General features: G+C 61.1%; 11 protein-coding genes. 9 read left to right on the top strand and 2 right to left on the bottom strand.

Translation table 11 applies throughout. The features are described 5' to 3' along the window. The 5 genes from ACIQ2A_RS12255 to ACIQ2A_RS12235 form a co-directional block, all read left to right on the top strand. Positions 1 to 540: ABC transporter substrate-binding protein (locus ACIQ2A_RS12255; RefSeq protein WP_398479373.1), on the top strand; the 540-nt coding region annotated here is incomplete at its 5' end. Next, positions 537 to 1,694: an FMNH2-dependent alkanesulfonate monooxygenase gene (gene ssuD, locus ACIQ2A_RS12250; protein WP_398479370.1), complete on the top strand. Its 1,158-nt coding sequence runs from the start codon at positions 537 to 539 to the stop codon at positions 1,692 to 1,694. The genes ACIQ2A_RS12255 and ssuD, both read left to right, overlap by 4 nt. A 19-nt stretch (positions 1,695 to 1,713) precedes the next feature. Next, on the top strand, positions 1,714 to 3,105 hold the full coding sequence (locus ACIQ2A_RS12245) for an LLM class flavin-dependent oxidoreductase (RefSeq protein ID WP_398479368.1): 1,392 nt from the start codon (positions 1,714 to 1,716) through the stop codon (positions 3,103 to 3,105). A gap of 36 nt (positions 3,106 to 3,141) precedes the next feature. Beyond that, positions 3,142 to 4,479 carry an LLM class flavin-dependent oxidoreductase gene (locus tag ACIQ2A_RS12240; RefSeq protein WP_398479365.1) on the top strand — a complete coding sequence of 446 codons (1,338 nt, stop codon included), beginning with the start codon at positions 3,142 to 3,144 and terminating at the stop codon, positions 4,477 to 4,479. A gap of 279 nt (positions 4,480 to 4,758) precedes the next feature. Further along, positions 4,759 to 5,979 (top strand): acyl-CoA dehydrogenase family protein, encoded by a 1,221-nt coding sequence (locus ACIQ2A_RS12235; protein WP_398479363.1) that lies wholly within the window; start codon positions 4,759 to 4,761, stop codon positions 5,977 to 5,979. Between the two features lie 59 nt (positions 5,980 to 6,038). Here the strand turns inward: ACIQ2A_RS12235 and ACIQ2A_RS12230 are convergent, their stop codons facing one another. Next, the gene (locus ACIQ2A_RS12230) at positions 6,039 to 6,830 is read right to left on the bottom strand and encodes a MetQ/NlpA family ABC transporter substrate-binding protein (RefSeq protein ID WP_398479361.1); all 792 of its coding nucleotides are present in this window, start codon (positions 6,828 to 6,830) and stop codon (positions 6,039 to 6,041) included. Between the two features lie 351 nt (positions 6,831 to 7,181). On the opposite strand from ACIQ2A_RS12230, the gene ACIQ2A_RS12225 reads away from it, so the two are divergent. Genes ACIQ2A_RS12225 through ACIQ2A_RS12215 form a run of 3 tightly spaced genes read left to right on the top strand, consistent with a single transcriptional unit; the run spans position 7,182 to position 9,838 of the window. Continuing rightward, complete coding sequence (locus ACIQ2A_RS12225) at positions 7,182 to 8,210, top strand: ABC transporter substrate-binding protein (RefSeq protein ID WP_398479359.1); 1,029 nt, start codon at positions 7,182 to 7,184, stop codon at positions 8,208 to 8,210. A 1-nt stretch (position 8,211) separates the two neighbouring features. Further along, positions 8,212 to 9,027: an ABC transporter ATP-binding protein gene (locus tag ACIQ2A_RS12220; protein ID WP_398479356.1), complete on the top strand. Its 816-nt coding sequence runs from the start codon at positions 8,212 to 8,214 to the stop codon at positions 9,025 to 9,027. Continuing rightward, on the top strand, positions 9,020 to 9,838 hold the full coding sequence (locus ACIQ2A_RS12215; RefSeq protein ID WP_398479354.1) for an ABC transporter permease: 819 nt from the start codon (positions 9,020 to 9,022) through the stop codon (positions 9,836 to 9,838). Before ACIQ2A_RS12220 ends, ACIQ2A_RS12215 begins: the two co-directional genes overlap by 8 nt. 17 nt (positions 9,839 to 9,855) lie before the next feature. Here ACIQ2A_RS12215 and ACIQ2A_RS12210 read toward each other — a convergent pair whose 3' ends face one another. Further along, entirely contained in the window at positions 9,856 to 10,065 is a 210-nt protein-coding gene (locus ACIQ2A_RS12210; RefSeq protein WP_398479352.1) for a YeeE/YedE thiosulfate transporter family protein, read from the bottom strand. A gap of 391 nt (positions 10,066 to 10,456) precedes the next feature. Between ACIQ2A_RS12210 and ACIQ2A_RS12205 the strand changes: the two genes are divergently transcribed. Continuing rightward, positions 10,457 to 11,257, top strand: a complete 801-nt coding sequence (locus ACIQ2A_RS12205) for a MetQ/NlpA family ABC transporter substrate-binding protein (RefSeq protein WP_398479350.1) — start codon at positions 10,457 to 10,459, stop codon at positions 11,255 to 11,257. Positions 11,258 to 11,358: the final 101 nt, after the last annotated feature.

The following is an 11,358-nucleotide window of genomic DNA, read 5'->3' as shown; positions in this document are numbered from 1 at the left end:
CTGAACAAGGGCTCCAATGTCCACTATCTGCTGGTCAAGGCGTTGGAGAAGGTGAATGTCAAATATGCCGACATCACGCCGGTGTTTCTCGCTCCTGCCGACGCCCGTGCAGCGTTCGAAAGCGGCGCCGTCGATGCATGGGTGATCTGGGATCCGTTCCAGGCTTCAGCCGAAGCTGCCATCGGCGCACGCACGCTGGCCGATGGAACGGACACAGTCTCAAACTATCAGTTCTATCTGGCCTCACAGAAGTTTCTGGAAAGCGAACCGAAGCTGGTCGATGTGATCCTGGAAAGCCTGCGTGAAGTCGATGACTGGGCCAGGACCGACATCAAGGCCGTGGCAGAACAGCTGAGCCCCTCGGTCGGGCTGCCAGTCCCGGTTCTCGAAGTCGCGCTGACGCGTCAGTCCTACGGTATCAAGCCGATCACCACGCAGGTGATCGCCGAACAGCAGCAGGTGGCCGACACCTTCCACGCGCTGGGCCTTATCCCCAAAGCCATCTCCATCTCCGAAGCCGCGGGACCGCTTGCACCATGACTGCTGCGAATGATGATCTGAAAGTCCTCTGGTTCCTGCCCACGAGCGGCGACGGCCACCATCTCGGTACCACCATCGGCGGACGTGATGTCGATTTCGACTATCTCCGCGCAATCGCGCAGGCGACTGATCGTCTTGGCTATTATGGCGTCCTGCTGCCAACCGGACGCAATTGCGAGGATTCATGGGTGATCGCATCAGCGATCGCGCCGTGGACAAAGCGCCTACGCTATCTCGTCGCGGTAAGGCCGGGCCTGCAGTCGCCCACGGTGGCGGCGCGCATGACGGCGACACTCGATCGCCTCACCAACGGCCGCCTGCTGATCAATATCGTCACCGGCGGTGACGCCATCGAGAATCGTGGCGATGGCGTGTTTCTCGATCATGACGAGCGTTATGAGGTGACGCGCGAGTTTCTCAACGTCTATGGAGATCTGCTCAAGGGCGAACCCGTCAATGTGAAGGGCAAGCACATCACCATCGAAGACGGCCGCATCCTCTATCCGCCCGCACAGGACCCGCGCCCGGCGTTCTATTTCGGCGGCTCCTCCGAAGCCGGCATCGATGTCGCTGTCGATACCGTCGATAAATATCTCACCTGGGGCGAACCGCCGGATCAGGTCGCCGAAAAGATTGGCCGTGTCCGCAAGCTCGCCAAGGCCCGCGGTCGCACCGTCAGCTTCGGCATTCGGCTGCACGTCATCGTCCGCCACACGAATGAAGCTGCTTGGCAGGCGGCCGATGAATTGATCGAACATCTCACCGACGAAACGATCGCATCGGCACAAAGCATTCTCGGTCGCATGGATTCCGTTGGACAGCAGCGGATGTCGCAGCTGCATGGAGGACGGCGCAACAAGCTCGAAGTGAGCCCCAATCTGTGGGCCGGCGTAGGCCTTGTGCGCGGTGGGGCCGGTACGGCACTGGTCGGCGATCCCGAAACGGTTGTGACGCGTATCCGCGAATATCAGGCACTCGGCATCGATACATTCATCCTGTCCGGCTATCCGCATCTCGAGGAGGCCTACCGGTTCGCTGAGCTGGTCTTCCCGTTGCTGAACCTGACGCCTAACGCCGGAACGCAACGCGCACGCGCCAACACGGGCCCGTTCGGTGAGCCGCTCGGCGGACGTCAGCCCGCTGCGCGTGCCTAGCGGCCCTATGGAGCACAGCATGACGAAACAGATCCGTCTCAACGCTTTCGCAATGAACTGCGTCGCGCATCAATCGCCGGGCCTGTGGACGCATCCCGATGACCGCTCCAGCGACTACAATCGCTTGAGCTACTGGCTCGATCTTGCCAAGACGCTGGAGCGCGGACGTTTCGACGGCCTGTTTCTCGCCGACGTGCTCGGCGTGTATGACGTCTATGGCGGCAATGTCGATGCGGCGCTGCGCAACGCAGCACAGGTTCCGGTCAACGATCCGCTGATGCTGGTGTCGGCGATGGCATCCGTCACCAGTCACCTCGGCTTCGGCGTCACCTGCACGCTCTCTTATGAGCCGCCCTACACATTTGCGCGCCGGATATCGACGCTCGATCATCTCACAGACGGCCGCATCGGCTGGAACATCGTCACCGGCTATCTCGACAGCGCCGCCCGCGGCATGGGCAAGGCGAAGCAAACCGCTCATGACGATCGATACGACATCGCCGAAGAATATATGGAAGTGGTCTACAGGCTGTGGGAAAGCAGCTGGGAGGACGATGCGGCAGTGCGCGACCGGGATGCGGCCGTCTTCACCGATCCATCGCGCGTGCATCGCGTCCAGCACTACGGCACGCATTATACGGTCGATGCCATCCATCTCGCTGAGCCGTCACCGCAACGCACACCCGTTCTCTATCAGGCCGGGTCCTCGCTGCGCGGCAAACTGTTCGCGGCCCAGCACGCCGAATGCGTCTTCATCTCCGGCCCATCCGCCAAGGTGATCGCGCCGCGCGTTGCCTCGCTCCGCGCATTGACCGCCGAGACTGGCCGGCCCCCCTCGGAGATCCTGATCTTCAGCATGATGACGGTTATTCTCGGCAAGACCGAAGACGAGGCGCGCGCGAAACATGAGGACTATCGCCGCCACATCAATCACGAAGGCGCGCTGACCCTGATGTCGGGCTGGACCGGGGTGGATTTTTCAACCTACGACCTCGACCAGAAGGTTCAGCACGTTCTCAACGATGCCGGCCGCACGGCGATGGACAACATCACTCGCGCGGACCCCGACCGCGTCTGGACCGTGCGCGAGGTCGCCGAGCATGTCGGCATCGGCGGCATCGGGCCGATCATCATCGGCACACCGGCCCAGGCCGCAGATGCGATCGAGGCATGGGTGCGCGAGACCGACGTGGACGGCCTCAATCTGGCCTTCGCCATCTCGCCCGGCACATTCGAGGACATCGTCGATCTGCTCGTGCCCGAATTGACGCGCCGAGGCCTCTACAAGGCAGAGTACGAACCTGGCACGTTGCGGGAAAAACTGTTCGGCACCGGCCGCGCGCGGCTTGCTGCTCCGCATCCGGCGGCGTCGTTCCGTCACGCACACGCGCCTGCGCTTGCCGCCGAGTAACGGCGCATCATTCCAAGATCATCACCACGAGGACATATGAGCCAGCGTCAACTGCATCTCAACGTGAACCTGCTTCATTCCGGCGTCTATGCGTCGGCGTGGCGGCTGCCGGACAGCGATCCCGGTGCATTCTTCGATGTCGGTCATTACATCAATGTCGCGAAGATCGCCGAACGCGGAAAATTCGACGCGATCTTTCTGGCCGATACGCCGGCGGTGACCGACCGCATCGACTTGCGGCCGTTCCTCTCTATGGAGCCAACCATCGTCCTCGCCTCGGTCGCTGCCGCGACCAGCCGTATCGGCCTGATCGCGACGGCATCGACGACCTATAACGAACCCTACAATATCGCACGACGCTTCGCGACGCTCGATCATGCCAGCCGCGGCCGTGTCGGCTGGAATGCGGTGACGACGGCGGACGCCGCCGCCGGCCGCAATTTCGGCCTGCCGCAGGTGCTTGAGCACAAGGCGCGCTACGATCGCGCCAAGGAATTCGTCCAGGTGGTTCATGCGCTGTGGGATAGCTGGGAGGACGATGCTTTTGTCGGCGACAAGGCAACGGCGCGTTTCGTGGATGCGTCGAAAGTCCATGCCATCAAGCACCGCGGTGCACATTACAATGTGGATGGGCCGCTGAATGTGCCCCGCTCGCCGCAAGGACGGCCGGTAACAGTACAGGCGGGCGGTTCGAGCGATGGTCGCGATCTCGCCGCAGCACAGGCGGAAGCGGTGTTCACATTGTCGCAATCGATCGCAGACGGCGTCGCCTATGCGCGCGACCTGCGTTCGCGGGCGGTCGCTTATGGGCGACCATCGGATTCCATCGTCATCCTGCCTGGCCTCGCCACCGTCATCGGTGGCACCGAGGCCGAGGCGAAAAGACGGCAGGACGAATTGTGGGATCTGGTGCCGATCCAGTACAGCCTGTCGCGCCTTGCCGGCACGTTGCAGGTTTCGCCTGATCTGCTCGAACTCGACAAGCCGTTACCTGACCTCCCAGTTCCGGTCAACGCGAACCAGACCATGTTCCACGGCACAGTAAATCTCGCACGAAAAGGCGATCTTACCGTCCGCGAACTACTTAAAGCGCTGGGCGGCGGGGTCGGCCATCGCATCATTGTCGGCACGCCCGAGCAGATCGCTGACGACATTGCGGCGTGGTTCGCCGCGGGTGCTGCCGATGGCTTCAATCTGATGCCCGATGTGTTGCCGAGCGGGCTTGCGACATTCGTGGATGAAGTCGTGCCATTGCTGCAGAAGCGCGGCATCTTCAGGCGGGATTATGAAGGCACGACGCTGCGCGAGCATCTCGGCCTTGCGCGTCCGCCGAGCCGCTATGCCGATCGGGACGCGACAGCGGTATCCGCCTGAAACCAACCACTCGTGACCGGCCATCCGGCAGCACGATCCCGTCGCGTTCGGTTGAATTTTGGAATTCAAAAAGGGATGCGACCGCGGTCTTAATGACGGCAATGAAGCCATTCGTGTCGCATCCCCCTGTATTCACTGTGACCGTATCGGCTGCCCTTGCCATCGCGATAGCCGCTTCGGTTTATCAATCGGCGCACCGCCCGGATTCCACCAGCCGGCCCATCATCCTCGTTCAATCCATGGCGCACTGAACGCCACTCAACCCCTCGTGAGACAGCCATGAACAAAGCAGCAGCGCCACAGTTTCCCGGTCAATCGCAACCGCTTCACATCGACTCGCCCTCGCTGACGGCGCTATTCGACTATATCGCGCAGGACGAATCCAAGCGCGAGCGCGAACGCACCCTGCCCTACGATATCGTGGATCTGATCCGTCAGTCGCGGATAGGCGCGCTGCGCATCCCCAAGGCCGATGGCGGCGGCGGCGTATCGCTGCGTGAGCTGTTCTCCACTGTCATCAGGCTGGGCACCGCCGACGCCAATGTCGCGCATATCCTGCGCAACCATTTTAGTGTCGTCGAGCGCCTGGCATTGACGCCGCTGAGCGCGCAGAGTCGCAAATGGCGCGACGATGTGGTTGGCGGCGCGTTGATCGGCCTGGCGACCACCGAGCTCGGCAGTTCGCAGGTCGGCGACATCGCACCGGCCACCAACGTCACACACGATGGCGATGGTTATCGCCTGAACGGAACGAAATATTACAGCACCGGCACGATCTACTCCGACTACGTGCTGGTGCGCGTGGCCACGCATGACAAGCGAATCGCGACCACCGTGATCCCGGTGAAGCGCGAGGGTATCGAAATTGTTGATGACTGGGACGGCAGCGGACAGCGCCTCACCGGCAGCGGTACGACGCACTTTCACAATGTCCGTGTCGAAGCGTCGGAGCTGATCGTGGATGCGCCGAATGTCGGTTACGGCGCGGCCTATGCGAATACATTCGCCCAGCTGTTCCTGACAGCCATCAATGCCGGCATCGTTGGAGCCATCCGCCGTGACGCCGCCGACCTCGTCCGTCGCCGCGCGCGCAACTTCTATTATTCGCCTTCACTGAATCCGCGCGAAGATCCTGTCCTGCAACAGACCGTGGGGCAAATCTCAAGCAATGCATTCGCCGCCGAAGCCGTGGTGCTGGCCGCTGCTGATGCGCTGGATGCTGCCAGCCGCGCGGGCGACGGCGAAGACACGACGCTTGCTCATGCAGCCGCGCTGCATTCGGCGCAGGCGAAGGTCATCACCGACGAACTCGCCATCCGCAGCGGAAGCCTTCTGTTCGATGCCGGCGGCGCATCGGCAACCAAGACGTCCGACAATCTCGATCGGCATTGGCGCAACGCGCGGACGCTGTCCTCGCACAATCCCGTCACCGTCAAGGCGCAGGCCATCGGCGCCTTCGAGGTCAATGGCACGCCACTGCCGGCCAAGGGATTTTTCTAGCCGCGTTACCGTTTGTAGGGTGGGCAAAGCGAAGCTTGCCCACCCTACACGTTCTGTCATTACCAGCTGGGCACGTAAGCGCCCCTGAAGCGCGTCAGCACCAACTGCTTCACGGGTTCCGAGCGATAGGATTCAGTCAGGGTCTTGACCCATGGCTTGTCCTTGTCCTCCTCACGGACGGCGATGATGTTGACCCACGGCGTCACTGGCGGCTCCTTGATCAGGCTGTCATTGACCGGATCGAGACCTGCCTGCACCGCATAGTTATTGTTGACCGCGGCAGCATCGACGTCCCCCAGCGAGCGAGCAAGCTGCGCGGCGTCGAGTTCGACGAATTTCAGCTTCTTTGTATTCTGGGCGATATCGGCAATGCCTGCAGTGGTATTGGCAGGATCCTTCAGCGTGATGATTCCATTCACCGCCAGGATCTGCAACGAACGCGCCCCATTGCTGGGATCGTTCGGGATGGCAATGGTCGCGCCATTCGGGACATCGGCAAAGCTCTTGTACTTCTTTGAATAGATGCCCATCGGCGACGCCGCCGTAGTGGCGACCTTGACGATCTTCCAGCCGGTCTTGGCGACCTGGTTTTTCAGATAGGGCTCGTGCTGAAACGAATTGGCTTCGAGATCTTTGTTGGCGAGCGCCTGATTGGGGAATACATAGTCGGTGAATTCCACCGCCTTGATTTCAAGCCCGCGCTCGGCGGCGACTTTGCGGACGGCCTCAAGCACCTCCGCATGCGGACCGGCTGTCACACCAACACGAATGGTTTCACCATGCGCAAAGCCGGCGCCGACCGTCGCCAGCACTGATACCGCTGCAGCCAGTTTTGCGAGCCGTCTCGGCATCGCATCAATTCCCAACATCGTTACTCTTCTCCTTGCATCATGATTGATGCAGGAACTCTGGCATAACCAACTCGCACCGCAACGCCCTAACGAAAATAGCAAAAGAAGCACTGTATCCTGCTGCTATCCAATTCGAACGATCCCCATCGGTGCTCATTCGCGTGATACATTTCTCTCGCGTGCCGTATTTTCTACTATCAACATATTTCGCGGGAAATCTTACCCCTTTGCGGCATTCCGCGGAGACTCGCCTTTCCATTTTAGGTGTTACAGCATTCTCCGCTGGAACCGGGATCGGATTTCAATACAGTCCGCGCAACATTTCATTGCACGCTGTTTCTGGAGATCGTCATGAGCAAACCACCCGCCCATCGGGCAAAGCTTCGTGCCTGGATCATTGCCTGCCTGTCACTCGTGATGTCGTTCTGTGGCACCCAGGTCGCGCGCGCGGAGACCGACAGACTGCGCATCGCCCAGCAATTCGGCATCGGCTATCTGCCGCTGATCGTGGCGAACGAGAAGGGTTTTGTCGAAGAAGAGGCCCGCAAGCTTGGCATCAAGCCGCCGACCATTGAATGGCTGCGGCTGTCCGGTGCAGCGGCGATGAACGAGGCGCTGATCTCCGGCGGCCTCGACTTTGCGACCGCCGGCATCACACCGATGATCCTGACCTGGGACAAGACCCGCAGCAATGCCAAGATCATCGGCATCGCGGCTCTGGGATCAACGGCCAATGTGCTGACCACCAACAATCCGAATATCAAGAGCATCAAGGATCTCACCGAACGCGACCGCATCGCACTGCCATCGGTCAAGGTCGGCTTCCAGCCGATCCTGTTGCAGATGGCAGCGGACAAGGAGTTCGGCAAATATGACAAGCTTGACGATCTCACCGTCAGCATGCCGCATCCGGATGCGACCGCGGCGATCCTGTCGGGCAGATCGGAAATCACCGCGCATTTCACCTCGCCGCCCTTCGTGCAGCAGCAGCTCGCTACCGGCAAGGTTCACGGCATCCTGAACAGCTATGATGTGCTGGGCGGGCCGCACACCTTCAACGTCGTTTATTCGACCACGAAATTCGCCACCGATAATCCGAAGACCATCGAGGCCTTCGTCAATGCGCTCGATCGCGCCAATGCCTGGATCACCGCCAATCCGAAGGACGCGGCAGCGCTGTATAACAAGGCGGAAAGCTCCAAGCTGGCACCGGACTTCATCGAGGCCATCATCCGCGATCCCGGCGTGCGCTTCACCACCGCTCCCGAAGGCGCGCAGAAATTTGCTGATTTCGAAGCCAAGGTCGGCCTGATCAAGCAGGCGCCAGCACGCTGGCAGGATATGTTCTGGTCTGGCCTCAAGGACAAGCCCGGAAGCTGATGTGTCCATCGCCACACTGACGCGTCCCACAGCAAGCAGCAACGCCAGTTCCGCACCGCTGCTTCAGGTCAATCATGTCGGCATCGACTATGCGACGCGCGAAGGCACGCTCACCGCCGTCGATGACGTCTCCTTTGCGCTTCATGCCGGCGAGAGGCTGGTTCTGATCGGCCCCTCCGGCTCCGGAAAGTCGACCTTGCTGCGTGCCATCGGCGGTTTTGTCGCGCCGACCCATGGCAAGATCCTGATCGACGGCGCACCGATCGCCCGCCCCGCCCCCGACCGGATGACCGTGTTCCAGGAATTCGACCAGCTGCTGCCGTGGCGCAGCGCGTTGGGCAATGTCCGCTATGCGCTGGAGCGCGGCCGCAAGCTGTCGCGCCGGCAGGCGGAGCGCGAGGCGCGCGACTGGCTGACGCGTGTCGGCCTCGGGCGTTTCCTCGACGCCTATCCACATACGTTGTCCGGTGGTATGAAACAGCGCGTGGCGATCGCCCGCGCCTTTGCGCTACAACCACGCTTGCTGCTAATGGACGAACCCTTCGCCGCATTGGATGCGCTGACGCGGCGCCAGATGCAGGACGAGCTGCTGGCACTTTGTGAGGAAACCGGCAGCACCGCGCTGTTCGTGACCCATGGGATCGACGAAGCCATCGTGGTCGGTACCCGCATCCTGGCATTGACCGCACATCCCGGCCGCCTCGCCGCAAGTTTCACCGTGTCGGCCGATGATCGCACCCGCGGTTCGGCCGGCTTTGGCGTGCTCGAACGCAGCATCCAGCAGAGCGTCTTTGACGGAAGTGCCGCCCATGCGTGAGGTCGTGCACGCCCGCTCGCTGCCGCGCTTAGCGCGATGGACCGGCAGCAGCACCTTTCGACGGATCGTCATCCTCGCGGTGCTTGCCGCCATCTGGGAGCTGTATGCGCGGTGGCTCGACAATTCGCTGCTACTGCCGACACTCACAGCCACTTTCAGTGCACTGGCGAAAGCTACACTGTCCGGCGAACTACCTGATCGGGCGCTGACATCACTCCGGGTGCTGACAACCGGCTATGCCCTGGCCATTGCCATCGCCATTGTGCTGACGGCCTTTGCGATGATGTCGCGCTGGGGCAGCGATACGCTGGGGCTGCTGACATCCATGTTCAATCCACTGCCAGCGATCGCGCTGCTCCCGGTCGCGTTGCTGTGGTTCGGCATCGGCGTGCCCAGCCTGCTCTTTGTCACCGTGCATTCGGTGTTATGGCCGGTGGCGCTCGCCCTTCACAGCGGCTTCCTGTCGGTGTCGCCGACCTTGCGCATGGTGGGACGAAATCTCGGCCTGTCCCATGGCCGCTTCATCACCGAAATCCTGATGCCGGCCGCCTTCCCGCATATCCTGTCGGGTCTCCGAATCGGCTGGGCTTTTGCCTGGCGCACGCTGATCGCAGCCGAACTCGTGTTCGGCGTCAGCGCAAGGTCCGGCGGTCTCGGCTGGTTCATCTATACGAACCGCGCGCAGCTGGAGACCGACAGCGTGTTTGCCGGCCTCCTTACCGTCATCCTGATCGGCCTCATCGTCGAGGAACTGGTGTTCAAGACAATCAGCCGTCTGACGGTCGAGCGCTGGGGGCAGCATTCATCCTGACACCGTCGTCTGCGGCCTCAACGCGGCCGCAGACGCAGCCCGGTGCGCCGGCCGCCGCACAGCATGATGGCCGTTCCGCCGAACACCGCCGCCGCAAACACCCAGCCTGACAGCGCACCAGCCGAGATGCCCGAGAACAGCGTGCCCACGGTGCATACCAACCCGATCATGGCACCCCAGCCCAGCAAGGTGCCGCCGAGCAGTCCCAAGACCAGCGCGAGGAACATCCTTCCGGTCGTGGCGACCTGTCGCAGGCACGACGACAAGAACTCCGCCGAGCATAAGAAACAGCAGCAACGCAAATCGAGCGGCGGACCGTTTCAGGTTAATCGCTCGCTGATGCCGTTAACGATAGGGATTCGAGGCTCCTCGCCCTGATCAGTCTGCTGCGAGGCACACTCATGGAGTGACGACCAGATCGAGTCTTACGAGCTGCGAGGAAACGTCTCCGCATTGCTTCGCTACGAGAACCGTATTTCCCGGCAAAATATCCGGCCTGTGCGGACATTCCTGCAAATTACGTTTGATCTACGGCCCGCCCGCAAAAAACGAAATCGATCTCATCGCTTTCGGCCCGCGCATCTCTACACTTTGCGCATCAAATGGGGAGATCGCCACATGAAACATATGTTGTCTCGCATCATCCAGGCCGGCGCCATACTGCTGGCGTTGAATGGCGCAGCTGCTGCAGACCAGCCGCTCAGGATTGCCGCAAGCGCAGGTCCCGTTGGCCAGCTCATTTCTTTCGCTGCCAATCTCGCCAAGGCGAAAGGTATTGATGTCAAGACGATCGAGATAACCGACTGGATCGTGATCAACGAGACGGTGCAGAACGGCGACGCCGATGCCAATTTCTTCCAGCACAGCACTTATCTGGCGATCCAGAACAAGACGCGCGGATTCAATCTCGCGCAGGCCGACAAGGTCGGCGTGATTGCCCCGGTCGGTCTGTTCTCGAAAAAGGTCAAAAGCCTCAGCGAGATCAAATCCGGCGATAGCGTCGCCATTCCGAACGAGCCGCTCAATGGTGCACGCGGGCTGATCCTTTTGGAGCGCGCCGGCCTCATCAAGCTTGCACCCGGCAAAGGCTTCTCGGTATCGAAATTCGATATCGTTGAAAATCCGAATAACCTCAAAATCGTCGAACTTGATCCAGCGCAAACCTATCGCTCGCTGGATGACGTCACGCTCGGGCTGGTCAATATCACCTATCTGATCCCTGCCGGCGGCGATCCCAAATCGGCTTTGATCATCGATCGCACCATCGACGAAGGGCTTGTGCTTCGTTTCACCGCCCGCGCGGACAAGAAGGACGATCCACGCCTTGCCGCATTCATCAAGGTATTCAAGTCTCCCGAGGTAAAGCGCTTCATCGAGGAAAAATTGCCGGCTTTCATTCCTGCCGGCTTTAACAGCTAACGATGAACAGCCAGGCGACGGCAACAGCGCGAAAGACTTTCCGCAGAGCGCATCCATCGCAGGATATCCCACGCGCGTCCTGCGCGAATATGGATAGCCAT

Origin of the sequence: Tardiphaga sp., assembly GCF_044336785.1 — a bacterium.
Lineage (GTDB): Bacteria > Pseudomonadota > Alphaproteobacteria > Rhizobiales > Xanthobacteraceae > Tardiphaga.
This window is presented reverse-complemented; position numbering and strand designations above follow the sequence as displayed.

Coding starts and splice junctions, on each gene's coding strand:
- ACIQ2A_RS12210 (WP_398479352.1), bottom strand. CDS start 10,065: ATGTTCCTCGCGCTGGTCTTGGGACTGCTCGGCGGCACCTTGCTGGGC.
- ACIQ2A_RS12225 (WP_398479359.1), top strand. CDS start 7,182: ATGAGCAAACCACCCGCCCATCGGGCAAAGCTTCGTGCCTGGATCATT.
- ACIQ2A_RS12240 (WP_398479365.1), top strand. CDS start 3,142: ATGAGCCAGCGTCAACTGCATCTCAACGTGAACCTGCTTCATTCCGGC.
- ACIQ2A_RS12205 (WP_398479350.1), top strand. CDS start 10,457: ATGAAACATATGTTGTCTCGCATCATCCAGGCCGGCGCCATACTGCTG.
- ACIQ2A_RS12230 (WP_398479361.1), bottom strand. CDS start 6,830: ATGCCGAGACGGCTCGCAAAACTGGCTGCAGCGGTATCAGTGCTGGCG.
- ACIQ2A_RS12235 (WP_398479363.1), top strand. CDS start 4,759: ATGAACAAAGCAGCAGCGCCACAGTTTCCCGGTCAATCGCAACCGCTT.
- ACIQ2A_RS12245 (WP_398479368.1), top strand. CDS start 1,714: ATGACGAAACAGATCCGTCTCAACGCTTTCGCAATGAACTGCGTCGCG.
- ssuD (WP_398479370.1), top strand. CDS start 537: ATGACTGCTGCGAATGATGATCTGAAAGTCCTCTGGTTCCTGCCCACG.
- ACIQ2A_RS12215 (WP_398479354.1), top strand. CDS start 9,020: ATGCGTGAGGTCGTGCACGCCCGCTCGCTGCCGCGCTTAGCGCGATGG.